29 protein-coding genes and 1 tRNA gene are annotated in these 26758 nt (G+C 58.2%); 23 read left to right on the top strand and 7 right to left on the bottom strand.

Features of this window, described 5'->3' with window-relative positions:
* The 3 genes from NJC38_RS13880 to NJC38_RS13870 all read right to left on the bottom strand — a co-directional run bounded on the left by NJC38_RS13880 (position 1) and on the right by NJC38_RS13870 (position 4235).
* Positions 1-957 carry a hypothetical protein gene (locus tag NJC38_RS13880; protein ID WP_253115185.1) on the bottom strand — a complete coding sequence of 319 codons (957 nt, stop codon included), beginning with the start codon at positions 955-957 and terminating at the stop codon, positions 1-3.
* A 71-nt stretch (positions 958-1028) separates the two neighbouring features.
* A complete protein-coding gene (locus NJC38_RS13875) occupies positions 1029-2744 on the bottom strand; it encodes a proline--tRNA ligase (protein ID WP_253115184.1) in 1716 nt (571 codons plus the stop codon).
* 168 nt (positions 2745-2912) lie between these two features.
* Entirely contained in the window at positions 2913-4235 is a 1323-nt protein-coding gene (locus tag NJC38_RS13870) for an OprD family porin (protein ID WP_045488938.1), read from the bottom strand.
* Positions 4236-4943: 708 nt separating this feature from the next.
* On the opposite strand from NJC38_RS13870, the gene NJC38_RS13865 reads away from it, so the two are divergent.
* Both NJC38_RS13865 and NJC38_RS13860 read left to right on the top strand, forming a co-directional pair.
* Positions 4944-5372: an HIT domain-containing protein gene (locus tag NJC38_RS13865; protein WP_045494454.1), complete on the top strand. Its 429-nt coding sequence runs from the start codon at positions 4944-4946 to the stop codon at positions 5370-5372.
* Complete coding sequence (locus NJC38_RS13860) at positions 5369-5575, top strand: SlyX family protein (protein ID WP_045488941.1); 207 nt, start codon at positions 5369-5371, stop codon at positions 5573-5575. The genes NJC38_RS13865 and NJC38_RS13860 overlap by 4 nt, the downstream gene beginning before the upstream one ends.
* A 46-nt stretch (positions 5576-5621) precedes the next feature.
* Here NJC38_RS13860 and NJC38_RS29040 read toward each other — a convergent pair whose 3' ends face one another.
* Complete coding sequence (locus NJC38_RS29040) at positions 5622-6227, bottom strand: cold-shock protein (protein WP_045488945.1); 606 nt, start codon at positions 6225-6227, stop codon at positions 5622-5624.
* A gap of 300 nt (positions 6228-6527) precedes the next feature.
* On the opposite strand from NJC38_RS29040, the gene NJC38_RS13850 reads away from it, so the two are divergent.
* The 18 genes from NJC38_RS13850 to nadA all read left to right on the top strand — a co-directional run bounded on the left by NJC38_RS13850 (position 6528) and on the right by nadA (position 21484).
* Entirely contained in the window at positions 6528-7001 is a 474-nt protein-coding gene (locus tag NJC38_RS13850; protein WP_045488947.1) for a Dps family protein, read from the top strand.
* Positions 7002-7270: 269 nt separating this feature from the next.
* Positions 7271-7600 carry a ribbon-helix-helix domain-containing protein gene (locus NJC38_RS13845; protein ID WP_144403265.1) on the top strand — a complete coding sequence of 110 codons (330 nt, stop codon included), beginning with the start codon at positions 7271-7273 and terminating at the stop codon, positions 7598-7600.
* Positions 7601-7844: 244 nt separating this feature from the next.
* Entirely contained in the window at positions 7845-9620 is a 1776-nt protein-coding gene (aspS, locus tag NJC38_RS13840; protein WP_045488948.1) for an aspartate--tRNA ligase, read from the top strand.
* 119 nt (positions 9621-9739) lie between these two features.
* Complete coding sequence (locus NJC38_RS13835; protein ID WP_045488949.1) at positions 9740-10486, top strand: YebC/PmpR family DNA-binding transcriptional regulator; 747 nt, start codon at positions 9740-9742, stop codon at positions 10484-10486.
* Between the two features lie 110 nt (positions 10487-10596).
* Entirely contained in the window at positions 10597-11121 is a 525-nt protein-coding gene (ruvC, locus tag NJC38_RS13830) for a crossover junction endodeoxyribonuclease RuvC (protein ID WP_045488951.1), read from the top strand.
* A 90-nt stretch (positions 11122-11211) separates the two neighbouring features.
* Positions 11212-11820 carry a Holliday junction branch migration protein RuvA gene (gene ruvA, locus NJC38_RS13825; protein WP_045488954.1) on the top strand — a complete coding sequence of 203 codons (609 nt, stop codon included), beginning with the start codon at positions 11212-11214 and terminating at the stop codon, positions 11818-11820.
* Positions 11821-12879, top strand: a complete 1059-nt coding sequence (gene ruvB, locus NJC38_RS13820) for a Holliday junction branch migration DNA helicase RuvB (protein ID WP_045488957.1) — start codon at positions 11821-11823, stop codon at positions 12877-12879.
* Between the two features lie 136 nt (positions 12880-13015).
* Complete coding sequence (gene ybgC, locus NJC38_RS13815; RefSeq protein ID WP_045488960.1) at positions 13016-13495, top strand: tol-pal system-associated acyl-CoA thioesterase; 480 nt, start codon at positions 13016-13018, stop codon at positions 13493-13495.
* 19 nt (positions 13496-13514) lie between these two features.
* The gene (gene tolQ, locus NJC38_RS13810; RefSeq protein WP_045494459.1) at positions 13515-14180 is read left to right on the top strand and encodes a protein TolQ; all 666 of its coding nucleotides are present in this window, start codon (positions 13515-13517) and stop codon (positions 14178-14180) included.
* Positions 14181-14203: 23 nt separating this feature from the next.
* Positions 14204-14659 carry a protein TolR gene (tolR, locus tag NJC38_RS13805; protein ID WP_173426719.1) on the top strand — a complete coding sequence of 152 codons (456 nt, stop codon included), beginning with the start codon at positions 14204-14206 and terminating at the stop codon, positions 14657-14659.
* On the top strand, positions 14659-15765 hold the full coding sequence (tolA, locus tag NJC38_RS13800) for a cell envelope integrity protein TolA (RefSeq protein ID WP_045488965.1): 1107 nt from the start codon (positions 14659-14661) through the stop codon (positions 15763-15765). The genes tolR and tolA overlap by 1 nt, the downstream gene beginning before the upstream one ends.
* A gap of 47 nt (positions 15766-15812) precedes the next feature.
* On the top strand, positions 15813-17063 hold the full coding sequence (gene tolB / locus NJC38_RS13795; protein WP_231906435.1) for a Tol-Pal system beta propeller repeat protein TolB: 1251 nt from the start codon (positions 15813-15815) through the stop codon (positions 17061-17063).
* Positions 17064-17118: 55 nt separating this feature from the next.
* Positions 17119-17619, top strand: a complete 501-nt coding sequence (gene pal, locus NJC38_RS13790; protein WP_045488968.1) for a peptidoglycan-associated lipoprotein Pal — start codon at positions 17119-17121, stop codon at positions 17617-17619.
* 6 nt (positions 17620-17625) lie between these two features.
* On the top strand, positions 17626-18435 hold the full coding sequence (ybgF, locus tag NJC38_RS13785) for a tol-pal system protein YbgF (protein ID WP_253115183.1): 810 nt from the start codon (positions 17626-17628) through the stop codon (positions 18433-18435).
* 177 nt (positions 18436-18612) lie between these two features.
* Positions 18613-19260 (top strand): 7-carboxy-7-deazaguanine synthase QueE, encoded by a 648-nt coding sequence (queE, locus tag NJC38_RS13780; RefSeq protein WP_045488972.1) that lies wholly within the window; start codon positions 18613-18615, stop codon positions 19258-19260.
* Positions 19261-19272: 12 nt separating this feature from the next.
* On the top strand, positions 19273-19947 hold the full coding sequence (gene queC / locus NJC38_RS13775; protein ID WP_253115182.1) for a 7-cyano-7-deazaguanine synthase QueC: 675 nt from the start codon (positions 19273-19275) through the stop codon (positions 19945-19947).
* A gap of 60 nt (positions 19948-20007) precedes the next feature.
* Positions 20008-20083 (top strand) — tRNA-Lys (locus NJC38_RS13770).
* A 342-nt stretch (positions 20084-20425) separates the two neighbouring features.
* Positions 20426-21484: a quinolinate synthase NadA gene (nadA, locus tag NJC38_RS13765; RefSeq protein ID WP_253115181.1), complete on the top strand. Its 1059-nt coding sequence runs from the start codon at positions 20426-20428 to the stop codon at positions 21482-21484.
* A 63-nt stretch (positions 21485-21547) separates the two neighbouring features.
* Here nadA and NJC38_RS13760 read toward each other — a convergent pair whose 3' ends face one another.
* The gene (locus tag NJC38_RS13760; RefSeq protein ID WP_045488978.1) at positions 21548-22978 is read right to left on the bottom strand and encodes a M48 family metalloprotease; all 1431 of its coding nucleotides are present in this window, start codon (positions 22976-22978) and stop codon (positions 21548-21550) included.
* Positions 22979-23116: 138 nt separating this feature from the next.
* Between NJC38_RS13760 and NJC38_RS13755 the strand changes: the two genes are divergently transcribed.
* Together NJC38_RS13755 and NJC38_RS13750 are read left to right on the top strand one after the other, a co-directional pair.
* The gene (locus tag NJC38_RS13755) at positions 23117-23365 is read left to right on the top strand and encodes a sulfurtransferase TusA family protein (protein ID WP_045488980.1); all 249 of its coding nucleotides are present in this window, start codon (positions 23117-23119) and stop codon (positions 23363-23365) included.
* A 29-nt stretch (positions 23366-23394) separates the two neighbouring features.
* Positions 23395-24465 (top strand): AI-2E family transporter, encoded by a 1071-nt coding sequence (locus tag NJC38_RS13750; protein WP_045488982.1) that lies wholly within the window; start codon positions 23395-23397, stop codon positions 24463-24465.
* A 48-nt stretch (positions 24466-24513) separates the two neighbouring features.
* On the opposite strand, the gene NJC38_RS13745 is transcribed toward NJC38_RS13750, so the two are convergent.
* Both NJC38_RS13745 and NJC38_RS13740 read right to left on the bottom strand, forming a co-directional pair.
* A complete protein-coding gene (locus NJC38_RS13745; protein WP_253115180.1) occupies positions 24514-24987 on the bottom strand; it encodes a peroxiredoxin in 474 nt (157 codons plus the stop codon).
* 10 nt (positions 24988-24997) lie between these two features.
* Positions 24998-25561: a glycine cleavage system protein R gene (locus NJC38_RS13740; RefSeq protein ID WP_045488985.1), complete on the bottom strand. Its 564-nt coding sequence runs from the start codon at positions 25559-25561 to the stop codon at positions 24998-25000.
* 314 nt (positions 25562-25875) lie between these two features.
* Here NJC38_RS13740 and dapA point away from each other — a divergent pair, with 314 nt between their 5' ends.
* Entirely contained in the window at positions 25876-26754 is an 879-nt protein-coding gene (gene dapA / locus NJC38_RS13735) for a 4-hydroxy-tetrahydrodipicolinate synthase (RefSeq protein ID WP_045488987.1), read from the top strand.
* Positions 26755-26758 lie beyond the last annotated feature (4 nt).

The raw sequence follows: 26758 nt of genomic DNA, 5'->3' as shown, positions 1-26758 counted from the left end.
TTATTCCTCTGCCGCAGTCGGTGCAACCAGACGACCTGCATCTTTTGCCAGTGACTTGATCAGTTCGTTCTGCAGTTCCTGGTCATTGCGGGTCAGTTCCAGCAGGCTCTGTTCGAGTTCGCTGGCCTGTTCGTCCAGACCCAGTTCGGCCAGCCGCTTGACCCTGTGAACCCACTGGCTGACTTCGTCATCTTCCAGATCGTCGTAGATCAAGCCGTGAGCTTCGAGCAGCTTGCCACGCAAATTACGGCTGACAGGCAGGCTGTCGCTGGCGCGGGCATTGTCCTGATCATCTTCCACGCTGATGTACAGGCGGGTGACCTGACGCAAGTCCTGCTCGGCGAACGGGCTGTCGAGCAGGTTCAGGCGCAGCACGCCATTGCGGTCTGTGCTCAGCTCATGGGTGGTGGCGCCGGCCTTGATCAGGACCGGGCGTTCATTCCATGGCAGTGTCGAATTTTCGATGCGTTTGTCTTGCTGGACTTCGTCAATGCTGGCCAGGTTTTGCTCGGCGCGCCCGTGAGACGGGGCGTTCATGAACGGGTTCAGACCCGCCACGCCGTAGTTGATCCAGTCGTGGGTGACGCTGTCGGGCAGGTTGCCAAGGGCAAAAATGTTCACCACGTTGGCGCCTGCGCCGGCTACTACTGCAACCGCGCCAAGCGGAATCTCGTAGATTTCGCGCCAGGGTTGATAGGGTGTGTAGCGGTCGTAATGGCGGGTCACTTCATACTCGGTGACTTCAAACGACTTGTGTTCGTGAATGCGGATGCGACGCTGCGGCAGCTCCAGGGTCTTGGGCTCGCCGATGTCGATTTGCAGGGTGTGTTCGAGGAGTTTGCGCTCGACGCGTTCTTCGTGCTCGCTGCGTTGTGACAGCTGATTGGCACAGCCGCTGACAAGCAGGGTGCCGCACAGGGCGGCACCGCCGAGGCTCAGGGGGCTTCGCTTGAACATGAGGTCTCTGGGTAGGTTGGGCGCTCAAGAACTGAAACGGCGCACCCGCAGGTTGCGGGTGCGCCGCTGAATCAGCGCTTGATGCGAGCCTGAATGAACGACAGCACGTCGGCCAGGGCCAGTGCTTGTGGTTGCGACTCGGTCCGGCTCTTGTACTCGATGTTGCCTTCGGCCAGGCTGCGGTCGCTGACCACGATGCGGTGCGGAATGCCGATCAGTTCCATATCGGCGAACTTGATGCCTGGGCTGGTCTTCTTGTCGCGGTCGTCGAGCAGAACCTCGAAGCCTGCAGCAGTCAGCTCGGCATACAGTTTGTCAGTGGCTTCGCGTACGGCATCGGTTTCATAGCGCAAAGGAACCAGCGCGATGTGGAACGGGGTCAGGGTGTCGTTCCAGATAATGCCGTTCTCGTCGTTGTTCTGCTCGATGGCGGCCGCCACCACGCGAGAAACACCGATGCCGTAGCAGCCCATGGTCAGGTCGATCGGCTTGCCGTTCTCACCCAGTACCTGGCACTTCATGGCTTCGCTGTACTTGGTGCCGAGCTGGAAGATATGGCCGACTTCGATACCGCGTTTGATTTCCAGTACACCATTGCCGTCGGGGCTTGGGTCGCCGCTGACCACGTTGCGCAGGTCGGCAACCTGAGGTACGGGCAGGTCACGTTCCCAGTTGACGCCAAAGTAGTGCTTGTCGTCGATGTTGGCGCCGACGCCAAAGTCGCTCATCAGCTCGACCGAACGGTCGATGATGCACGGCAGTGGCAGGTTCAGCGGGCCGAGCGAACCGGCGCCGGCACCGATGGCGTCACGCAGTTCGGCTTCGGTGGCCATGGTCAGTGGGCTGGCGACCTGTTCAAGCTTGGCGGCCTTGATTTCGTTGAGTTCGTGGTCGCCGCGGATGATCAGCGCGATCAGCTTGCCTTCTTCGGCTGCGCGCACGACCAGGGTTTTGACGGTCTTTTCGATCGGCAGGTTGAAGCCTTCGACCAGTTGCGCAATGGTCTTGGCATTCGGGGTGTCGATCAGGCGCAGCTCTTCGGTCGGCGCAGGGCGGCTCTTTTCTTGCGGCAGTGCTTCGGCTTTTTCGATGTTGGCCGCATAGTCGGAGCCGTTGCTGAAAACGATGTCGTCTTCACCGGAATCGGCCAGCACATGGAACTCGTGGGAGCCTGCGCCGCCAATGGAGCCGTTGTCGGCTTCCACCGGACGGAATTTCAGGCCCAGGCGGGTGAATACATTGGTGTAGGCCTGATGCATGCGATCGTAGGTCTGCTGCAGCGAAGCCTGGTCGGCGTGGAACGAGTAGGCGTCTTTCATGACGAACTCGCGGCCGCGCATCAGGCCGAAGCGCGGACGGATCTCGTCGCGGAATTTGGTCTGGATCTGGTACATGTTGATCGGCAACTGCTTGTAGCTGTTGAGCTCGTTGCGGGCCAGATCAGTGATCACTTCTTCGTGGGTTGGGCCCAGGCAGAAATCGCGTGCATGGCGGTCGACCAGGCGCATCAGCTCGGGACCGTATTGCTCCCAGCGTCCGGATTCTTGCCAAAGCTCGGCAGGCTGGATGCCCGGCATCAGGATTTCCAGGGCGCCGGCGGCGTCCATTTCTTCACGCACGATCGCCTCGACCTTGCGCAGTACGCGCAGGCCCATCGGCAGCCAGGTATAGAGGCCCGAAGCCAGTTTGCGAATCATGCCGGCACGCAGCAGCAGCTGATGGCTGACCACGACCGCATCGGAAGGGGTTTCTTTCTGTGTGGCGAGCAAAAATTGACTGGTGCGCATGATTAGCCGTTATCGGTTGCTTGGGACTGAAAATGACTCGGCATTGTACGGCCACAGGCGTGTCGAGTACAGGCTATGGCCGGGGAGGTGCCCTTCAGTGCAAAGGCTATATAAAGAAGAAGCCCGGCAATCGCCGGGCTTCCAGTGCTACACGGTGCAGGATTCTGGTTACAGAATCGAGATCGGGTAGTCGACGATCAGGCGGAACTCGTTAACATCACCTTCGCCCTGGTCAGCATTGGCGCGGTGCCATGCTTGACGGATACGGAACGACAGATCCTTGGCCGGGCCGGACTGCAGTACGTATTTGGCTTCGAAGTTGGTTTCGTGGTGTTTGCCGTCTGCGCCGTAATAGCCGTAAGGGCCATTGGTTGGAGCGTTGCTGCCGTCGATGTCCCAGCCTTTGATGTAGCGGGTCATGAAGCTCAGGCCTGGAACCCCGTAAGGTGCCATGTTCAGATCGTAGCGGATCTGGGCAGATTTCTCGTTCGGGCCGTTGAAGTCGGAGTACTGGATCGAGTTGTTGAGGAAGATCGAGTCGCCGCCACGGTTGTTGTTGCCGGTGCCGATGTAGTCGAACGGTGTGTCACCGTTGATTTTCTGCAGGGCTACAGTCAGGGTGTGAGCTGCCATGAACGAGTAAGCGACCGAGCCGGAGAAGGCCGTGTTGCTGATCGAGCCGGCCTTGGCCGAGCCTTCGTCAACGGTGCGATACAGGTTGGCGTCGAATGCCAGGGACTGATCGCCGCCCAGTGGCAGGGCGTAGTTCACGTTGGCGTAGTACTGGTTCCAGATGTCTTCAAGCTTGGCGCCGTACAGGGCTACACCGAGGTTGTCGGTAATCGAGTACTTGCCGCCGACGAAATCGGCAGATTTGGCACTCACGCCAGCGTAGTTGGCGAAGATTTCGCCGCTACGGTTGGTTTCATCCTGGCTGGTGGTCGAAGTGAAGTGACCGGCTTCCAGATCCAAGCCCTTGATTTCGCTGCTTTGCAGGCTGATACCGGTGGCGGTCTGTGGCAGCAGGCGAGAGCCGCCAACTGCGAATACCGGGCTGCTAGGCTGCATGTCGCCGATTTTCAGCTCGGTTTTGGAAATGCGGAATTTGGCGGCGGCACCGGCTTTGCCGAAGCTGTCGGAGTTGCGGCCTTGACTGTCGGTCTGCAGGTTGCCGGAGCCGGAGTACTTGTCGCTGCCGTCGAGGTTGAAGCCGAGGTAACCAAAGGCGTCAACACCGACACCGACAGTGCCTTGAGTGTAGCCGGAGTTGTAGATACCCCAGAAACCCTGAGTCCAGTCTTTGTCGTCAACTGCGCCAGCTTTCTTGTCGCGGTTGTAGTAGTAGTTGCGTGCTTTCAGGTTCAGCGAACTGCCTTCAACGAAGCCCTTGGCTTCGGCTTGGTCGCTGACAAACGGCGCAGCCGATGCCAGTTGGGTGCTGGCTGCCGCCGCAACGGCCAGTGCGATTGCGCTCCACTTCATCACTCTCATCGTGATTGCTCCTTTGGTTTAGAAGTTTTCGCTGCCCCATCTGTATTTTTTTTAGGGGCGGCTCTTTCTTGTTATGCCGGCTATTTTTGGTTTGTGCCGGTCAGGGTGCAAATGCTGTATACGTCAATGTCGTCGAAAAGGATACGTATGTCGCTTAAAATGTCGCTTTTTTACAAGAACTTTATTTTCTCTATTTTGTCTTGAGCAAGATGCTTGCCAAGTACAGGGTGCCGCCGACTGAGCTCAAAATTGGCGTGCGAGTGTTAAAGCAACAAGCGTGCTCAAACTCCCAGAAAATGAAAAAAATTTGTGAAAATCACAGGTTTTACATTCTGACTTGTTAATAAATTCTTGTTTATTAAGGAAAAAATCCATTTTTTAGCGGTGGCCTCGTCATTCTTGCTTGCCGCTGCCCATCCGGCCAGGCGTGACAAAAAGTGTTACCGGACGCCGCCGGTTCTGGGTAGATCCTGGTATTGAGGTATGCCAGATACACATTCTTGATTCGTTTTGGTGCGTTTGCATGTGCGAGTGTCAGAATCTGGTTCATCGTGCTGAAGACGCGGCGAGCGGTCCTTTGACTGACTCGACAGCTTAGCCGGGGCTGGCGTTTCTGCACGCCGGGTTGAGAGCGAGCCGGTCGTGTCGGGTTTTTGTTATCCTGCCAGCCTTGTGTGATGTTTTTGTTCTCCCGTCAGGAGTCGTATGGTGTTCGCTCTGGATTCACGTTTGCAGCAAGACACTCTGCCATTGGGGGATTTTCCTCTATGCCGCTTGCTGCTTAGCAACGATGCTCGCTATCCCTGGTTTATTCTGGTGCCGCGTCGCGCAGGTATCAGCGAGGTTTTTGAACTCGATGCCGATGACCAGGCGCAGTTATGGCGGGAAACCACCGCTCTGGCGGCCATCCTTAAAGATACCTTCAATGCCGACAAGCTTAACGTTGCCACTTTGGGTAACGTCGTCAGCCAGTTACATATGCATGTGATCGTGCGCAAGCGCGATGATGGGGCGTGGCCTGCTCCGGTATGGGGCAAGCTGACGGCGCTGCCTTATGAGCCAAGGCAGGTTGCTGCACTGATTGAGCGTCTGCGGCCTGTGCTGCCAGAGGATTTCAGGCTGGAGTCGAGCGTATGAGCCTTGAGGCGCGGATCACCGAGCTTGAGAGCAGGCTGGCATTTCAGGACGATACTATTCAGGCGCTCAATGATGAGCTGGTAGGCCAGCAGCGAATCGTGGAACGTTTGCAGCAGCAGTTTTTGCTGCTCGCCAGGCGCCAGGAAGAAATGAGCCATCGGGTCGATGGTCTGGATGATGAGGCTCCACCGCCTCATTACTAAATGAAAAAAGCCGCGTATCACGCGGCTTTTTTCATGTTGCCAGGTATTAGCGGCGTGGCGCGGCAGCTACCACATCTTCTGCCTGCAGGCCCTTGTCACGATTCATGACCGAGAACTCTACACGCTGGCCTTCGACCAGGACGCGGTGACCTTCTCCGCGAATCGCACGGAAGTGGACGAAGATGTCATCGCCTGAGTCTCTGGAAATAAAACCGAAGCCCTTTGAAGAGTTGAACCACTTCACCGTGCCGGTATCGCGCTGGCCAAGTTCATGGCTTTGCGGCACCGGTGTGGGGGAGCGCTTGTGCAGGGTGGTGCCCAGATGCAGGATGATCGCACAAAAGGTGATTGCCAGCCCGAGCACGACGGCGGGCTGACCGGCGACGCTTGGCAGTGGCACCAGCAAGACCAGGATCTGGGCGACGACTGCCAGGACCAGCAGAATGCTGGCCAGGGTTTGCAGGCTGCGGCGCGGGCCCTTTTTCCAGTGGGGAATGACCGGTGCGATCAACAGATTGAGCAGGCCGAAGAATGCCAGGTACAACGCATCGGGCTGTGGCAGGTAGGACAATAATGCTTCATTGCGCAGGCTGGGTATGAGTGACAGCAGCAAGGCTGCTGTTCCCGTTACCAGGTGGACGATTTTCAACATGTCAAAAAACTCACATCAGGATGGATCACGAGGAAATAGCGGGTAACGCCCGGTACGCTTCAAAAATAAGGAAGGCGTGATACACGGGCTGTGTATTTAACAGCAAAGCCTTGACCTACTCAAATCAGTGCTCAGGTGAGCCGGTTGCCGTTGGTCCGGTGGAACCCTTGTGCGGTTGCAGTGTTCTCAGGGCCGCGGCGTATCAAGGTTTTCTATGGTCTCGATAGGGCTGCTTCGCAGGGCATCTCTTGCTAAAGTAATGCCTGTTGAATTTTCATCGTCGCTAAAAGGATATGCAGCATGGCAATCGATATCGGCATCAGTGAAGAGGATCGCAAGTCGATCGTTGACGGACTTTCCCATCTGTTGGCGGATACTTATGTGTTGTACCTCAAGACGCACAACTTTCACTGGAACGTCAGCGGGCCAATGTTTCGCACGCTGCACCTGATGTTCGAAGAGCAATACAACGAACTGGCCCTGGCAGTGGACTCCATCGCTGAGCGTATTCGTGCGCTTGGTTTTCCGGCGCCGGGCACCTACTCGACCTACGCGCGTCTGTCTTCCATCAAGGAAGAAGAGGGTGTGCCGCATGCCGAGGACATGATCCGCAGCCTGGTTCAGGGGCAAGAGGCCGTGGTCCGCACTGCGCGGAGCATTTTTCCGCTGCTCGACAAGGTCAGTGATGAGCCGACCGCAGACCTGCTGACCCAGCGTATGCAGGTGCATGAAAAGACAGCATGGATGCTGCGCTCGATGCTCGAAACCCGCTGAGTTCTCCGGTGAGTGGCGCTTCGGTGCCACTCACTGACAGAATTCCTGGGGGCTTCTATATATATATTTATTACCCGCTCCGTTAGTTGTTGCTGTAAGCGCGGTTGAATTGACTATTCCTCGCGTTGTAGTGGTTATGTCCTACATGGTTTGCTTGCCAGACCTGCTGGATAAGCGTTCTCGTTTCGGGCTTTATAGCGAGGCATTTGTTTATTTTTAAATGTTTCTCTCAGGTTCGTTTAGATGCTTGTTCAGAGGTGATGATTATCATGGTTCGAGATGTTGAACGTGAGGTCGGTGAGCCAGGAGGCTTGGGTGCGGTGTCCGAAGATCCCTTTATAGAAGGGTTCAGCATGGCGCTGGCCCAGCCCCATTCCAAGTCGGTCAGGCTCAATGGCCTGGCGACTTGCCTGCGGCTTGAAAATGTCTACTGGAATGTCCTGTCGACGATTGCTCGGTCGAACAACTGTTCAATCAATGCCGTGCTGTCGAATATCGATCGGGAGGTTCATCTGCGTTACGGTGGGGTCAAGAATTTCAGTGGTCTGATTCGGGTCGTGTGCGTAGCCCATCTGCTCAAGGCGCAAGTCCGGCTTTGAGTATCCCTGGCTCTCTATTCTGCGGGGCTGCCTTCGGGCAGCCCCGTTCTGCTGTCCGTAATTCGCGGGGCGTGCGGCTGCAACGCTGCGATTAACTCTATATACTGCCCCGTCTGCCACTGGCACGCCTGCGCGTGGGCGGATCCGCTTGAACTGCACGTCCAGGCTCTTGCACTATTGGGTCCACGCCAGGGAGGACGAAGCCTCCACTGAATTTCGAATTACGGGAAGTGAATACACCATCATGATGCGCAGCCACTATTGCGGCCAACTGAACGAGAGTCTGGAAGGTCAGGAAGTTACCCTTTGCGGATGGGTCCATCGTCGTCGTGACCACGGGGGAGTGATCTTCCTCGATATCCGTGACCGTGAAGGTATGGCCCAAGTGGTCTTCGATCCTGATCGCGCCGAGACCTTCGCCGCAGCCGACCGGGTCCGCAGCGAGTTCGTCGTCAAGATCGTTGGCAAGGTGCGCGCCCGCCCGGCCGGTGCTGCCAACACCAATATCGCTTCCGGCGCCATTGAAATCCTTGGCTATGAGCTGGAAGTGCTGAACGAGTCGGAAACGCCGCCGTTCCCGCTCAACGAATTCTCCGATGTCGGTGAAGAGACCCGCCTGCGGTATCGTTTCATCGACCTGCGTCGCCCGGAAATGGCAGAGAAGCTGCGGCTGCGCTCGCGCATCACCAGCAGCATCCGTCGTTACCTGGACGACAACGGCTTCCTGGACGTCGAGACGCCGATCCTGACGCGCGCTACGCCGGAAGGTGCTCGCGACTACCTGGTGCCAAGCCGTACCCACCCCGGCAGTTTCTTCGCTCTGCCGCAGTCGCCACAGCTGTTCAAGCAACTGCTGATGGTGGCGGGCTTTGATCGTTACTACCAGATCGCCAAGTGCTTCCGCGATGAAGACCTGCGTGCCGATCGTCAGCCTGAATTCACCCAGATCGACATCGAAACCAGCTTTTTGAACGAAGAAGACATCATTGGTCTGACCGAGACAATGGTTCGTCAACTGTTCAAGGAAGTGCTGGGCGTCGAGTTCGGCGAGTTCCCGCACATGCCTTTCGAAGAGGCCATGCGCCGTTACGGTTCGGACAAGCCTGACTTGCGCATTCCGCTGGAACTGGTCGACGTTGCCGATCAGCTCAATGCGGTCGACTTCAAGGTGTTCAGCGGTCCGGCCAACGATCCGAAAGGGCGTGTTGCCGCGCTGCGCGTTCCGGGTGCTGCGAACATGCCGCGTAGCCAGATCGATGATTACACCAAGTTCGTCGGTATCTACGGCGCCAAGGGGCTGGCTTACATCAAGGTCAACGAGCGCGCCAAGGGTGTCGAGGGTCTGCAGTCGCCGATCGTCAAGTTCATTCCTGAAGCTAACCTCAATGTGATCCTTGATCGTGTGGGTGCGGTCGATGGCGATATCGTGTTCTTCGGTGCCGACAAGTTCAAGGTTGTCAGCGAGGCTCTTGGCGCGCTGCGGATCAAGCTTGGTAACGATCTGAATCTGCACACCTGTGAATGGGCGCCGATGTGGGTTGTCGACTTCCCGATGTTCGAAGAGAACGATGACGGTTCGTTCTCGGCGCTGCATCACCCGTTCACGGCGCCAAAGTGCAGCCCTGAAGAGCTGGAAGCCAATCCGGGTGCCGCGTTGTCGCGTGCCTACGACATGGTGCTCAACGGTACTGAACTCGGTGGCGGGTCCATTCGTATTCACCGCAAGGAAATGCAACAGGCGGTATTCCGTTTGCTGGGCATTGCCGAAGACGAGCAGCAAGAGAAGTTCGGCTTCCTGCTTGATGCACTGAAGTACGGTGCTCCACCGCACGGTGGTCTGGCCTTCGGTCTGGATCGCCTGGTGATGCTGATGACCGGCGCCCAGTCCATCCGTGAAGTCATCGCGTTCCCGAAAACCCAGAGTGCTGCAGACGTCATGACCCAGGCTCCGGGTGTGGTGGATGCCAAAGCCCTGCGTGAGCTGCACATCCGCCTGCGCGAGCAACAGAAAGCCGAATAAGGCAGTGCAGGGCGTTTGATCGCGCCTTGCAGTTTGCGCCAAGGTCATGCAATTGCGCCTTTCGCCTGCTTTGTGTGGGCGAGAGGCGATCGTGTTTCTGAGAGATACCGGAGCAATAAATGGCAGGTCATTCCAAGTGGGCGAATATCAAGCACCGCAAAGAGCGTCAGGATGCCAAAAAAGGCAAGATCTTCACCAAGTGGATTCGTGAGCTGACTGTCGCTGCCCGTGCCGGTGGCGGCGACCCGGCTTCCAACCCACGTTTGCGCCTGGCGCTGGACAAGGCTCTGGGTGCCAACATGACTCGCGACACCATTGATCGCGCCGTGGCACGTGGTGTCGGCGCCGTCGATGGTGATGATGTAGTCGAACTGAGCTACGAAGGCTATGGTCCTGGCGGTGTGGCGATCATGGTCGAGGCCATGACCGATAACCGCAACCGTACCGCTGCTGCAGTGCGCCATGCTTTCAGCAAATGTGGCGGCAATCTGGGCACGGACGGCTCGGTTGCGTACCTGTTTGATCGCAAGGGGCAGATTTCTTTCGCTGCCGGTGTCGAAGAAGATGCCCTGATGGAAGCGGCGATGGAGGCCGATGCTGACGACGTGGTCAGTAATCCTGATGGCTCTTTCGATGTGTTTACTTCTTTTGCCGGTTTCTATGCGGTGCGTAATGCGCTGGAGGCTGCTGGCTTCAAGGGTAGTGATGCGGAAATCGTGCTGTTGCCAAGCACCAGTGCGGTGCTGGACCTGGACAATGCACAGAAGGTTCTCAAGCTGATCGACATGCTTGAAGACCTCGACGACGTGCAGAACGTCTATTCGAACGCGGAAATCCCTGACGAGATCATGGAACAGCTCGGCTGATCCTGATAACACCAGAGCGCCGAAGGCGCGCAGTGACGGCTCCGGCCGCGCTGTGCACCTTCGGTTTCTGTTTTATGCGGTATCGATAGCGTGATCGGACAGCAAGCGTTATGACTCTTATTTTAGGTATCGACCCAGGCTCCCGGATTACCGGTTATGGCGTTGTGCGCGATACCGGCCGTGGTTGCATCTATGTGGCCTCCGGTTGCATCCGTACCGGTGAGGGGCAATTGCACGAGCGCCTGCAAATCGTCTATCGCGGTGTGCGAGAGGTGATTCGTACTTATGAGCCGGTCACCATGGGCATCGAGAAGGTGTTTATGGCGCGCAATGCCGATTCTGCGCTCAAGCTGGGGCAGGCGCGCGGAGCGGCGATTGTGGCCGGTGCCGAAGAGAGCCTGGAAATTGCCGAGTACACGGCGACTCAGGTCAAGCAGGCAGTGGCGGGTACCGGCGGGGCTAACAAAGAACAGGTCATGATCATGGTCATGCATCTGCTCAAGTTGACCAGCAAGCCGCAGATTGACGCTTCCGATGCCTTGGCAATCGCCTTGTGTCATGCCCATACCCGTTCAAGCCTGATAGCTCATGGCCTGGGGGCTGCACGCAGTCGGGGCGGGCGCTTGCGGCTCTGATTGCAGCATTCGCTCGCATTTTTTCACTTGCCTGCGGCAAGCTTTATGTCCATTTTTCGCCTGGGCGACAGGCAATACAGGATTTGACAGGTGATAGGACGTTTACGCGGTGCCCTGATCGAGAAACAGCCTCCGCATCTGCTGCTGGATGTCAATGGTGTCGGCTACGAGCTGGAGGTGCCAATGAGTACGCTTTATCGGCTGCCTCATGCCGGTGAGACCGTGACCTTGCACACTCATCTGGTGGTGCGTGAAGACGCGCACCTGCTGTATGGCTTTTTCGAAAAGCGCGAGCGTGAGCTGTTTCGCGAGCTTATACGGCTCAACGGTGTAGGCCCCAAGCTGGCCTTGGCGCTCATGTCGGGGCTGGATGTCGATGAGCTGGTGCGTTGTGTTCAGGCCCAGGACACTTCGGCACTGACCCGTATACCGGGGGTCGGCAAAAAAACCGCCGAGCGTCTGCTGGTCGAGCTCAAGGACCGCTTCAAGGCCTGGGAGGTCTTGCCGGGTGCCTTTACCCTGGTTTCCAATGGGCCCGAAGCGCTTGAGCCAGTGGCCAGTGCCGAGTCCGATGCGATGAGTGCGCTGATATCCCTGGGCTACAAACCTCAGGAAGCGAGCAAAGCCGTTTCCGCGATCAAGGAAAAGAATTTGAACAGTGCCGAACTCATTCGTCGTGCGTTGAAGGGGATGGCGTAAGTGATAGAAGCCGATCGCCTGATAACTGCCAGCGGGGGGCGCGACCGGGACGAGCAGTTCGACCGCGCCATTCGCCCGCTGAGCCTGGCCGACTACATTGGCCAGCCCACCGTGCGCGAGCAGATGGAACTGTTCATTCAGGCCGCGCGAGGGCGCAGTGAGTCCCTCGACCACACCCTGATCTTCGGTCCGCCCGGCCTTGGCAAGACCACGCTGGCCAATATCATTGCTCAGGAGATGGCGGTCTCGATCAAGAGTACCTCCGGACCGGTGCTGGAGCGGCCTGGCGACCTGGCAGCGATCCTGACCAGCCTCGAACCTAACGATGTACTGTTTATCGACGAGATCCACCGGCTTTCGCCGATTGTCGAAGAAGTGCTGTATCCGGCGATGGAAGACTTCCAGCTCGACATCATGATTGGCGAGGGGCCGGCAGCCCGTTCGATCAAGCTGGACCTGCCGCCTTTCACCCTGGTTGGTGCCACCACCCGTGCCGGCATGCTGACCAATCCACTGCGTGATCGCTTCGGAATCGTGCAGCGTCTGGAGTTCTACAACATTGCCGACCTGTCGACCATTGTCGCGCGCTCGGCCAATATCCTCGGGCTGGTCATCGAGCCTGAGGGCGCCTTTGAGATCGCCCGCCGGGCGCGCGGTACGCCGCGAATCGCCAACCGTCTGCTGCGCCGGGTACGCGATTTCGCGCAGGTGCGCGGCAATGGCCAGATCACTCGGCAGGCGGCGGACCAGGCCTTGAACCTGCTGGATGTCGATGAGCATGGTTTTGATCATCAGGACCGCCGCTTGCTGCTGGCCATGATTGAGAAATTCGACGGTGGTCCGGTGGGGGTCGACAGTCTTGCGGCCGCGATCAGTGAAGAGCGCCATACCATTGAAGATGTACTTGAGCCCTACCTGATCCAGCAGGGGTATATCATGCGTACCCCTCGGGGCCGAGTCGTCACTCGCCATGCGTATTTGCATTTCGGGCTGAATATTCCGTCACGAATGGGCGAAATGCCAGCTACCGGGGAACCTGTAGATGATAATGCCGACTAATGGCTCTGGAGCGGCACTAGCCTGCGCTGCAAGCTGGTGGATTGCTGTTCTCGGGCAGGCGCCTTGCGTTAGCGGGCCAAACCTTGAAAAACAGTTGCTACATCCGATTGGCAACCCGAGGAGTAAGCACTAGAGTATGCGCGCGCAAAACGGGGTTCAGTCGTTCGCACATCGCTGTCGCGTCTATTACGAAGACACCGATGCCGGCGGCGTCGTCTACTACGTCAATTACCTGAAATTCATGGAACGGGCTCGCACCGAGCAGCTGCGGCAACTGGGGTTCAACCAGTCCACGCTGGCCGATGAGAACCTGTTGTTTGTCGTGCATTCCAGTGAGGCGCGTTACCACAAGCCGGCGCGGCTGGACGACGAACTGTTGGTCACCGCGCAAGTTATCGAACTCAACCGCGCCAGCCTGCGTTTTCGCCAGCAGGTCACGCGAGTGGCCGATGCAACGCTGCTCTGCGAGGGGCAGTTCCTGGTGGCGTGTGTCAGCGCCGATAGTTTCAGACCCCGGGCCATTCCAGAAACGCTGCGTGCGGCTTTTGCCTTGCAGCACAGTGGCGCGGGCTTACCTTCAGATTCAGAGCAGGAGATAGAACGTGGAAGCTGCTAACGTCGTCGACCATACCTCCATGTGGAGTTTGGTCAGCAATGCCAGCATTGTCGTGCAGTTGGTCATGCTGAGCCTGGTGGCTGCCTCGGTTGCCTCATGGGTAATGATTTTTCAGCGCAGTAACATGATCAGGGCCGGCCGGCGTGCGCTGGAAAGTTTCGAGGAGCGGTTCTGGTCGGGCATCGATCTGTCCAAGCTGTATCGTCAGGCTGGCAGCAACCCTGATCCGGATTCGGGTGTGGAGCAGATCTTCCGTGCCGGCTTCAAGGAGTTCTCCCGTCTGCGTCAGCAACCGGGCGTTGACCCGGATGCGGTGATGGAAGGCGTAGCGCGTGCGATGCGCGTGGCCATTTCCCGCGAAGAAGAAAAGCTCGAAACCGGCCTGCCGTTTCTGGCAACCGTCGGCTCGACCAGTCCTTATATTGGTCTGTTCGGTACTGTGTGGGGGATCATGAACTCCTTCCGGGGTCTGGCCACCGCCCAGCAAGCGACACTGGCCACCGTAGCGCCAGGTATTGCCGAGGCTCTGATTGCAACGGCCATCGGCCTGTTTGCAGCCATCCCGGCCGTTATGGCTTACAACCGTTTCGCCGCGCGCACCGAGACTCTGATCGGCCGTTACTACACCTTTGCCGACGAGTTCCAGGCCATCCTGCACCGTAAAGTGCATACCAGCGAAGAGTGAGCAGGTAATTCCCCATGGCTTTGATCGCTCGAGATCGTCGCAACAAACGCCGGCCGGTCGCCGAAATGAACGTGGTGCCTTACATCGACGTGATGCTGGTACTGCTGGTCATTTTCATGGTCACCGCGCCCATGATCAACCAGGGCGTCAAGGTCGACCTGCCCAAGGTTTCCAGTGAGAGCCTGCCGCAGGACAACAACAACCAGGTCCTGACCATTTCAATCAAGGCTGACAAAACCTATTACTGGAATGTGGGCAGCGAGGTCGATACCGACAAGCAGATGGACAAGGCGATGACCTTGCCCCAGCTGACCAGTGCAGTGACCAAGATCATTGCGGCCGGGCGTGATGCCGGCAAGCAGACCCAGGTCTTTATCCGTGGTGACAAGGCGGTGGACTACGGTTCGGTCATGGTCACCATGGGTGGACTGCAGAAAGCCGGTATTGCCAATGTCGGCCTGATTACTGAGGCCCCCTGATGCAGCCAATTCGAGAGCCATCCGCCTCGGAAAGCTACTTCTGGCCCAGTGTCTGGGCGGTGGCCCTGCATATCCTGATTTTCGGCATGCTCTTTGTCAGTTTTGCCATGACCCCTGAGCTGCCTGAAGCCAAGCCTGTGGTTCAGGCTACGCTGTATCAGCTCAAGTCCAAGAGTCAGGCAACCACCCAGACTAACCAGAAGATCGCTGGCGAGGCGAAAAGAACCGCTGCACGGCAGACTGAAGTCGAGCAGCTGGAACAGAAAAAGATCGAGCAGCAGAAGCAGGAAGCTGTAAAAGCGGCGGAACAAAAGAAAGCCGATGAGGCTCAAAAAGCCGAAGAACAGAAAGCTGCTGCCGCCGAAGAAGCCAAGAAGGCGGCTGAACAGAAAGCTGCCGAACAGAAAGCCGAAGAGGCGCGCAAGGCGGCTGATGAAGCCAAGAAAGCGGCCGAAGCGAAAAAGGCCGAAGAGAAACAGCAGGCTGATATAGCCAAGAAAAAAGCTGAAGAAGAAGCGAAGAAAAAAGCCGAGGAAGATGCCAAGAAGGCAGCTGCCGAGGAAGCCAAGAAGAAGGCAGCGGACGAGGCCAAGAAACAGGCCGCCGAAGATGCCAAGAAGCAGGCTGCCGAGGACGCGAAAAAGAAAGCCGCTGAAGACGCCAAGAAAAAGGCTGCTGCAGATGCTGCTGCCAAGAAGGCTCAGGAAGCTGCACGCAAGGCAGCCGAAGACAAGAAAGCGCAGGCGCTGGCTGACTTGCTTTCCGACAAGCCGGAGCGACAGCAGGCATTGGCCGACGAGGTGGGCGATCAGGTTGCTGGTAGTTTCGACGATCTGATCAGGTTGCGCGCGTCTGAAGGCTGGAGTCGTCCGCCGTCTGCCCGCAACAACATGTCTGTACAGTTGCAGATCAAGATGTTGCCCGACGGGACGATTTCTTCGGTAACAGTTGCCAAGTCCAGTGGTGACGGGCCGTTTGACAGCTCTGCTGTTGCTGCCGTCAGGAACATTGGGCGTTTGACAGAAATGCAGGGTCTGAAGCCGGCTGAGTTCGCGCCCTATCGCTCATTCAAGATGACATTTACTCCAGGAGATCTAGCCCTGTGATCAAGCTTTTTAGAGGACTGCTCGTCGTTCTCTGCTGTGTGGCCGGGATGGCCAACGCAGAAGAGAAGAACATTCTGGTTACCAGTGGCAGTGACCGCGCCACGCCGATTGCGGTCGTGCCATTCGGCTGGCAGGGCGGTAACGTCCTGCCAGATGACATGGCTGAAATCATCGGCAATGACCTGCGTAACTCGGGTTACTACTCGCCGATTCCGAAGCAGAACATGATCAGTCTGCCGGCCCAGGCCAGCGAAGTGATCTTCCGTGACTGGAAAGCGCTGGGCGCCCAATACGTCATGGTGGGTAACATCGTGCCCGCTGGTGGTCGCCTGCAAGTGCAGTACGCACTGTTCAACGTCGCTACCGAGCAGCAAGTGCTGACTGGCAGTGTGTCGGGGACTACTGATCAATTGCGCGACATGTCGCACTTTATTTCCGACCAGTCGTTCGAGAAGCTGACAGGTATTAAAGGTGCGTTCTCGACCCGTATGCTGTACGTGACTGCCGAGCGTTTCTCCGAAACCAACACTCGCTACACCTTGCAGCGTTCCGACTACGATGGCGCACGTGCAGTGACCCTGCTGCAATCGCGTGAGCCGATCCTTTCGCCACGCTTTGCGCCGGATGGCAAACGCATCGCTTACGTCTCGTTCGAGCAGAAGCGTCCGCGTATTTTTGTACAGCATATCGATACCGGTCGCCGTGAGCAGATCACCAACTTCGAAGGCCTGAACGGTGCACCAGCCTGGTCGCCGGATGGCAGCAAACTGGCGTTCGTGCTGTCCAAGGACGGTAACCCGGAGATCTACGTGATCAACCTGGCCAGCCGTCAGCTGAGCCGAGTCACCAACGATTCTTCGATCGATACCGAACCGTTCTTCGGCAAGGATGGCTCGACCATCTACTTCACGTCTGACCGTGGCGGCAAACCGCAGATCTACAAAACCAGCATTAATGGTGGTGGTGCCACTCGCGTAACGTTCGTGGGCAACTACAATGCCAATCCGAAACTGTCGGCTGACGAAAAGACCCTGGTAATGATCCATCGCCAGGAAGGCTTCACCAATTTCAAGGTTGCGGCTCAGGATCTGGCCCGCGGAAGTGTAAAAATCCTTACAGATAGCAACCTTGATGAGTCACCTACTGTTGCGCCCAACGGCACCATGGTAATCTACGCCACCCGCCAGCAGGGCCGGGGAGTCTTGATGCTCGTGTCCCTTAACGGACGCGTAAGGCTCCCGCTTCCTACCGCTCAAGGCGAAGTCAGAGAACCTTCCTGGTCCCCTTACCTGAACTGACGCGGCGCTACACAAGTTTTTGCTTAACACACTGGGGTTCATTAGGAGTTTCAAGATGGAAATGCTGAAGTTTGGTAAGTTTGCTGCGCTGGCTCTGGCCATGGCCGTAGCTGTAGGTTGTTCCTCCAAAGGCGGCGACAATGCCGGCGCTGGTGGTGCAGTTGATCCTAACGCTGGTTACGGCGCCAACTCTGGTGCTGTCGACGGCAGCCTGAGCGAAGAAGCTGCTCTGCGCGCAATCACCACCTTCTACTTCGAATACGACAGCTCGGACCTGAAGCAAGAAGCCCTGCGCGCGCTGGACGTTCACGCCAAGGACCTGAAAGCCAACGGCGCTCGCGTCGTTCTGGAAGGTAACACCGACGAGCGCGGCACTCGTGAATACAACCTGGCACTGGGCGAGCGTCGTGCGAAAGCCGTTCAACGCTACCTGGTTCTGCAGGGCGTGTCTCCAGCTCAGCTGGAGCTGGTTTCCTACGGTGAAGAGCGTCCAGTTGCTACCGGCAACGACGAGCAATCGTGGGCTCAGAACCGTCGCGTCGAACTGCGTAAGTAATTCGATATGACTTGCCGTCGTGCTCTAACCGTTCTGGCCCTCACCCTGCCGCTTACTGCATGGGGTGCGGTTCCTGTAGTCGGTGACAATTCTGGCTCTGGCAGCAGTTATCCGCCAGCGGGTTATGGCACGTCCGGCGCCTACGTCGGAGGCGAGGCTTCGGCCGCGCCTTCGGCGCAGGGTCAGCTGTTCATGCAGCTGCAACAGATGCAGGAAGAAATATCGCGTTTGCGCGGTATCGTCGAAGTTCAGCAGAATGACATCCAGCGCATGAAGCAGGAAGCTCTGGAGCGTTATCAGGACCTGGACCAGCGTATCGTCAGTGGCGCTTCTGCTGCGGCGAACAATAATTCCCAACCGGCTGGCGGCGCAATCGACGCCAGCGGTACACCATCGGCCCCGGCAGCCCAGGCTCCGACGGCTGGCACCGAGCCGCCAGACCCGGCCAAAGAGAAGCTCTACTACGACGCTTCCCTGGATCTGGTCAAAGCCAAGGATTTCGACAAGGCCAGTCAGGCACTTGCCGCATTCCTGCGTAAATACCCCAACAGCACTTACGCGGGCAACGCCCAGTACTGGCTGGGTGAGGTAAACCTGGCCAAGGGTGACCTGCAAGGTGCCGGTCAGGCATTTGCCAAGGTAAGTCAGCTGTACCCCAAGCACGGTAAAGTGCCCGATTCGCTTTACAAGCTGGCAGATGTCGAGCGTCGCCTGGGTCATACCGACAAGGTCAAAGGTATTTTGCAGCAGGTTGTAGCCCAGTATCCGGGTACTTCCGCTGCTCAATTGGCGCAGCGTGACCTTCAGCGTCTTTGAGCCAAACCTGACAGTTGTCCAGAAAAGCCGCGCCTGTCGCGGCTTTTTTCGTTAGAATCGCCCACCCGAAATATCGGTCATCATTAGTTTCGCTTCATGGCATTGCGTGATTGCGCGGTGTCCTGAAGTGCCTGACGGAGGCGGACGGCCTGTTTAGCTGTTACGCCCGTGGCTCTCATGCAAGACACATTACGTATCACCGAAGTTTTTCACTCGTTGCAGGGTGAAACCCGCACGTCCGGGCTGCCCACTGTATTTGTGCGGTTGACCGGTTGCCCGCTGCGCTGCCAGTACTGCGACAGCGCCTATGCGTTCAGCGGCGGCACCATCATGACGCTGGACGCCATTGTCGAACAGGTTGCAACCTGGCGACCGCGCTATGTATGCGTGACCGGCGGTGAGCCTCTGGCCCAGCCCAATGCGATCGCGCTGCTCAAGCGCCTGTGTGATGCTGGCTATGACGTCTCTCTGGAAACCAGCGGGGCGCTTGATATCTCGGCAGTCGACACCCGTGTCAGTCGTGTTGTGGATCTCAAGACCCCGGGCTCGATGGAAGTCTCGCGTAACCGCTACGAGAACATCGAGTTGCTGACGCCTAATGATCAGGTCAAGTTTGTGCTCTGCTCTCGGGAAGACTACGACTGGGCGGTGTCCAAGCTGATTCAGTACCGGCTTGATCAGCGAGTGAGCGAAGTCCTGTTCTCGGCCAGTCACCATCAGTTGAAAGCGCGTGATCTGGCGGACTGGATCGTCGCAGATAATCTGCCGGTGCGTATGCAGATGCAATTGCACAAGCTGCTTTGGGACGATGAGCCCGGGCGTTGAGAGGAGAAAGCAATGAGTGACAAGAAAGCGGTCATCCTGCTGTCTGGCGGCCTGGATTCGGCCACGGTTGTGGCTATGGCTCGCGCCGAAGGTTACGCCTGTTACACCATGAGCTTTGATTATGGCCAACGCCATCGCGCCGAGCTCGATGCAGCTGCACGTGTGGCGAAAGACCTGGGTGCCATCGAGCACAAGGTTATCGGTCTGAATCTGGACGGCATGGGCGGCTCGGCCCTGACTGACAGCAGCATTGATGTGCCCGAGGCGCCCACCGAAGGTATCCCGGTTACCTATGTGCCGGCGCGAAACACCGTGTTCCTGTCGCTGGCGCTGGGCTGGGCCGAGGTGCTGGAGGCGCGGGACATCTTCATCGGCGTCAACGCGGTGGATTACTCCGGCTACCCCGACTGCCGCCCCGAGTTCGTCGAAGCCTTCGAGCGCCTGGCCAACCTGGCGACCAAAGCCGGTGTAGAAGGGCAAGGCTTTACCATCCGTGCGCCGCTGCAAAACTTGAGCAAGGCTGACATCATCAAGGCGGGGACGGAACTTGGTGTGGATTATGCGCTGACGGTTTCCTGCTATCAGGCTGATGATCAGGGCCGTGCCTGCCGTAAATGCGATAGCTGCCGCCTGCGTGCAGAAGGCTTCGCTGCGGCCGGTGTGAATGACCCAACCAATTATTTTTAATTTTTTTATCGGAAGGTGTTGAATTACTGTGAAAAATCAGTAATATACGCGCCATCCAACGGGTCGTTAGCTCAGTTGGTAGAGCAGTTGGCTTTTAACCAATTGGTCGTAGGTTCGAATCCTACACGACCCACCATATATACGCAGAAACCCTCCCTAGTGGAGGGTTTTTGCGTTTGGCTGCTTAAATAATTTTTGATCTTCTGTCGGGCAAGATTTGCGGCACTGCTTGTTTTGGCTCAACGACCGAGCACTTTTGAACTTTATTTAAATAGTAATCATTAGCGGATTTGGCAGTTTAAATATTTGTGCTGATACCGTTCATTAGGGTTAGAATCTGCCCGCTTCAGGCCGCAGGGCTTGAGGTTGTGTTCAAGAGCTGGATGCTCCCAGATCTACGGGGCGCCGGCTTTTTTTTCGCATGCCTTTCGGGTGTAAACTTGCATTACGCGCCACCGCGCACTCAGGTCCAGCCAACATGACGCAGATTTCCGAACGCTTTCTGGTGCAGGCCCATCTGGCGGCCAAGCAGCCAAGAGAGTTGAGCCTCGAAGAACAAGCCCACTACCGTGCGCAGATCGCTGCCGAACTCAAAGCGCGTGATGCGGTGCTGGTTGCGCATTATTACTGCGACCCGGTTATTCAGGCGCTGGCCGAAGAGACCGGCGGGTGTGTGGCGGACTCTCTGGAGATGGCGCGTTTCAGCAATAACCACCCTGCCAGCACCGTGCTGGTTGCCGGGGTGCGGTTCATGGGCGAGACAGCCAAGATCCTCAACCCGGAGAAGCGCGTGTTCATGCCGACCCTGGAGGCAACCTGTTCGCTGGATGTGGGTTGTCCTGTCGATGAGTTCTCGGCGTTTTGCGATAAGCATCCTGACCGTACGGTGGTGGTTTATGCCAATACCTCGGCAGCCGTTAAAGCTCGCGCTGACTGGGTGGTGACTTCCGGCTGTGCGCTGGAAATCGTCGAAAGCCTGATGGATAACGGCGAGAAGATCATCTGGGCACCGGACAAGCATCTGGGGCGCTGGATCCAGCGCGAGACCGGCGCTGACATGCTGCTGTGGGACGGTGCCTGCATTGTCCATGAAGAGTTCAAGTCCAAGCAGCTTGAGGACATGAAGGCGCTGTACCCTGAGGCGGCAGTGCTGGTGCATCCGGAGTCGCCGGAAGCGGTGATTGCGTTGGCCGATGCAGTCGGTTCTACCAGTCAGATGATCGCTGCCGCGCAACGTCTGCCGAACAAGACTTTTATCGTTGCCACTGACAGAGGCATTTTCTACAAGATGCAGCAGGTGTGCCCCGACAAGATCTTCATCGAGGCGCCCACCGCCGGTAACGGCGCGGCATGCCGCAGCTGTGCGCATTGTCCGTGGATGGCCATGAATACCCTGGAGCGTACCTTGCAGTGCCTGCAGGACGGTAGCAACGAGATCTTTGTCGATCCGGCCCTGATTCCGCATGCCGTACGCCCGTTGCAGCGCATGCTGGACTTCACCCAGGCTGCCCGTCTGAAGCAGGCGGGCAACGCTTGAGGCAGTGGATATAAGAAGCCCGGCATCGCTGCCGGGCTTTTTTATTTGCGCTGCCCTCGATTGTTACATCATGCCTTTGACCAGACGTTCCTGTTCGACCAGTTCTTTCTGGCGGGCGTCGATGCGTGACGCCAGTTGGAAGTTGTTGCTGGAACGACGCTTGGCGAAGTCCAGTTGCTGGATGGCCTGGCGGAAGTCGCCGACCAGAGCAAAGAACTCGGCGCGGGCCTGGTGCAGGCCGACGGTATTGCCGGTCAGGCCACGGGCTTCGGCCACCTGATACCAGATGTCCGGGTCGACCGGACGGTTTTTCAGCAAGGCATCCAGGGCTTTTTCGGCTTCAGCGTTTTTGCCTTGCTTGAGCAGGGTGTCGATACGCGCCTGATTGAGCGGGTAGTTGCCAGGGTATTGAGTCAGCAGGCGCTCTGCGCGCTGCTGAGCTTCGGCGAGGCGGTTGCTGGTGATGTCCAGGTCGATCTGGGCCAGGTTGAAGGTGATGTCGTTAGGTGCCTTGTCCAGCAGCGGCTTGAGGCCTTCGCGTGCTTCGTTGAGCTGGCCGCCCTTGATCTGGGCAATTGCCAGGCCATAGCGAGCGTAGTCTGACTTCGGGTTTTCGCTGAGCTGGGCACGGAAGCGCTTGGCAGCAATGCCTGGGGTTTCTTCATAGATCAAGGCGATGCGGGCACGCATCAGTTGATAACGCAGGCTGTCTTCCTTGCCGCCGGACGCGGCCTGTTCGGCGCGGTTACGGGTGTCGGCGATACGTGACTCGCTGACCGGGTGGGTCAGGAGAAACTCTGGCGGCCTCGCATCGAAGCGGTACTGGCGCATCAGACGTTCGAACATGGTGGGCATGTTGCGCGGGTCGTAGCCGGCTTTTTCCAGATTGAGGATGCCGATGCGGTCGGCTTCCTGCTCGTTCTGGCGCGAGAAGCGTCGCTGCTCCTGAATCGCTGCGGCCTGTGATCCGGCAATCGCGGCCATGCCGGCATCCCCGGCGCCGGCCGCAGCCATGACGATACCGGCCAGCATCGCGGCCATTACCGGCACCTGCATGCGTTGCTGGGCCTCGACACCACGGGCGAAGTGGCGCTGCGACAAGTGGGCCAGTTCGTGGGCCATGACTGAGGCATATTCGCCTTCGGTCTGGGCGTGCAGAAACAGGCCGCCGTTGACACCAATGATTCCGCCGGGGGCGGCGAAGGCGTTGAGCTGGTTGCTGTTGATCAGGATGAATTCGAGGCGCCGGTCCTGGACCTGGCTGGTCTCGGCCAGTTTATAGACCGAGGACTCGACGAAGTCTTTGAGTTGCGGGTCGGAAAGCTGATCGACCTGCGAGCGCAACATGCCCAGCCATGCCCGCCCCAATTGATGTTCCTGTTCCGGGGAGACGATGGACGAACTGGAGTCGCCCAGCGAGGGCAGGTCATCGGCCATGACCGGAGTGGCCAGCAGGCAGGCGAGGGTGAGCAGTGTAGGACGCAGAAAATTCATGCACGAAGCTCTGGGTAAATGTGCAGCTACTGTAGCTGCCTCAATGGCTTGCTGACCAGAGTGCGGTATTCTTCAAGCCATGTATGAAACATCCTGATTACTTTTTGCCACAACGATGTGCCTGGCTGGAGAGAAACGATGTCTGAAGCTGTAGTCCCCGAAAACTGTGATGCTGAACTGGATGCACGCGGGCTCAATTGCCCATTGCCGCTGCTCAAGGCCAAGATGGAACTCAACCGCCTGGTCAGTGGTGCGGTGCTCAAGGTGCTGGCCACCGACGCCGGCTCCCAGCGTGACTTTCGCAGTTTCTCACGGCTCTCCGGTCATCAGCTGTTGCATGAGCAGAGCGACGCGGGGGTCTATACCTACTGGTTGCGCAAAGCGTAGCTGGCCGTTTTTCTTCAAAAGGACGTTTGATGTACAAGGTGCTCCAAGACTGGATGCAGCGCTACTTTTCTGATGAAGAGGCGGTGGTGCTGGCGGTTCTGTTGGCTCTGGCCTTCACCCTGATTCTGACCCTGGGCGGGATGCTTGCGCCGGTCCTGGCCGGGCTGGTACTGGCGTTTCTGATGCAGGGGCAGGTCGGGCTCTTGATGCGTTTGCGCATCCCGGAGCGCGTAGCGGTGAGTCTGGTGTTCACCTTGTTCATCGGTTGTTTGCTGGTGTTTTTGCTGATCCTGGTGCCGCTGCTGTGGCATCAGTTGATTACCTTGCTCAATGAGTTGCCCGGCATGCTCGCCAAGTGGCAGTCGCTGCTGCTGTTGCTGCCTGAGCGTTATCCGCATCTGGTATCCGATGAGCAGGTGTTGCAGGCAATCGAGGTGGCGCGGGGTGAGGTGGGCAAGGTCGGCCAGTTGGCACTGACCTTTTCATTGTCCAGCCTGCCGCTGCTGGTCAACCTGATGATCTATCTGGTGCTGGTGCCGATCCTGGTGTTCTTCTTCCTCAAAGACCGTCATCAGATGGGCCGCTGGGCGCGGGGGTATCTGCCGCGTGAGCGGGCACTGCTGACCCGGGTGGCCAGAGAGATGAACCGGCAGATTGCCAATTACATCCGTGGCAAGGTCATCGAGATTGTCATCTGCGGTGGGGTGACCTACGTGGCGTTTGTCGCGCTGGGGCTCAACTACGCGGCGCTGCTGGCGATGCTGGTGGGCATTTCGGTGGTCGTGCCCTACGTTGGCGCTGTGGTCGTCACCGTGCCTGTGGCATTGATCGGCCTGTTCCAGTGGGGCTGGGGGGATCAGTTCATCTACCTGATGGCCATTCACGGGATCATCCAGGCGCTCGATGGCAACGTGCTGGTGCCGCTGCTGTTCTCCGAGGCGGTAAACCTGCATCCGGTGGCAATCATTTGCGCCGTGTTGCTGTTTGGCGGGCTATGGGGCTTCTGGGGGATCTTTTTCGCGATTCCGTTGGCCACCCTGTTCAAAGCCGTGCTCGATGCCTGGCCGCGCCAGGAGCCTGTTGTGGCACCGATGTTGTAGGGTATTCCGGGCGGCGCAGGGCGCGCTGCCCGGGTTCATAATGCGCAATCAGGCCTGATTCAGCTCTTGAGCCTTGGCCAGCACCTGCTCTACATGGCCGGGCACTTTCACGCCGCGCCACTCATGGCGCAGCACGCCACCCTTGTCGATCAGAAAGGTGCTGCGATCCACTCCCAGGTACTCCTTGCCATACAGCTTCTTGAGCTTGATGACATCGAACAACTGGCACAGTGCTTCATCCTTGTCGCTGATCAGCTCGAACGGGAATGCCTGCTTGGCCTTGAAGTTCTCGTGAGTCTTGAGGCTGTCACGCGATACGCCGAACACCAGGGTGTTGGCGGCTTCGAATGCCGCCATGCTGTCACGGAAGTTCTGGCCCTCGGTGGTGCAGCCAGGGGTATTGTCCTTGGGGTAGAAGTAGATCACCACCTGACGTCCCTTGAGGCCGGACAGGCTGACGGTCTGACCGCCAGTGGCGGCTACCTGGAAATCGCTAACGGATTGGTCTACTGCAACGGCCATCAGGCATTCCTTACATTGGGGCTTGTGGGCGCCATGGTTCGATCAGCGCGTCGAGGTTCAGGGCGTCGGAGAAATCCAGGAACTGGTCGCGCAGCCAACTGATCTGGGTGCCTGCCGGCAGGGTTACGGTAAAGGTCGCATTCAGCATGGTGCCGCCGGTCTGCGGTGCCTGGTAAGTGTCGCAGGTGAGGTTTTCCAGCTCGACGTTGTGGTCGATGAAGAACTGGCACAGCTCATTGATAATGTCCGGGCGATAGGCCGAGCTGACATAGGCAACGTACGGCAGTGCCTCGGGACGGCTTTCAAGAGCGGCACTGCGCACCACGCTGATGGTGAAAGTGTGTTTCTTGGCCAGGTTGGGAAGCGCGACTTCCAGGCGCGCCAGAGCGTCCCAGCTGCCGGACACCTGCAGCACCAGGGCGCTGAACTCGCCATGCCGGGTCAGGCGCGAGCTGACCACCGCGCAACGGTTTTCATGGCTGGCGCGGGAGAGAATGTTGGCCAGTTCCATAGGGTTGGCGCCTAGGGCGCTGATGACAAGAAATTGTTCGCGAACCGGGGGGGTGGAGGACATGCAGCATTCCTAGATGATGAACGGTCGGTATCTTCCGGGCCTTTTCGAGCCGCTGGCAGGGATGGTCTGCTCCGCTGGTGTTCCGAACCTTCCTGGCCTGGCCAGCCGTGGCAGGGTCGCAACGCGCTGGAACAGGGCTGTCAGGGGCAAAACCGGGCGATTGGTCGCCGAGCGCAGACGAACGATACTGAGCAAAGGGTGAAGGGTAGCGAAATCCTTCGCCAAGGGGAATGCTCAGAGCGCCGGAGTTCGCTTGTACAAGGCTGATGGCGCCAGTACCATTACGGCTCTCTTTTTCCGGCAGGAGCGGTTGCATGATTGCGGGCAGTATGGTGGCACTCGTCACACCCATGGATGCACAAGGTAGTCTGGACTGGGACGCCCTGAGCAAACTGGTGGACTTCCACCTGCAAGAGGGCACCAACGCCATTGTCGCGGTCGGTACGACCGGCGAATCGGCGACCCTGAGCGTAGACGAGCACATCGAAGTGATTCGTCGCGTGGTCGGCCAGGTGGCCGGGCGCATTCCGGTGATCGCCGGAACCGGCGCCAACTCCACCAGCGAAGCGGTGGAACTGACCACCAATGCCAAGAATGCCGGCGCTGATGCCTGCCTGCTGGTGGTGCCGTACTATAACAAGCCTACCCAGGAAGGCCTGTTCCAGCATTTCAGCCACATTGCCCGCGCCGTCGATATCCCGCAGATCCTCTACAATGTCCCTGGCCGCACCGCCTGCGACATGCAGGCCGAGACCGTGATCCGCCTGTCGACCGTGCCGAACATCATCGGTATCAAGGAGGCCACCGGCAACCTGCAGCGCGCCAAGGACATCCTGGCCGGTGTCAGCAGTGATTTTCTGGTCTACTCCGGTGACGACGCCACGGCGGTAGAACTGATGCTGCTCGGCGGCAAAGGCAATATCTCGGTCACTGCCAACGTTGCGCCACGGGCCATGAGCGACCTGTGCGCCGCCGCCCTGCGAGGCGATGCCGCCGCCGCCCGGGCCATCAATGACAAGCTCGCGCCGCTCAATAACGCCCTGTTCGTCGAATCCAACCCTATCCCTGTGAAGTGGGCGCTGACCGAGCTGGGTCTGATGCAGAGCGGTATCCGCCTGCCACTGACCTGGCTCAGCCAGTCCTGTCACGAGCCGCTGCGCCAGGCCCTGCGCCAGGCCGGCGTACTGGTTTAATTGA

The sequence above is a fragment of the Pseudomonas sp. 21LCFQ010 genome (genome assembly GCF_024129905.1).
Taxonomy (GTDB): domain Bacteria; phylum Pseudomonadota; class Gammaproteobacteria; order Pseudomonadales; family Pseudomonadaceae; genus Aquipseudomonas.
Note: the sequence above shows the minus strand (reverse complement) of the source record. Positions and strands in the feature narration are given on the sequence as shown.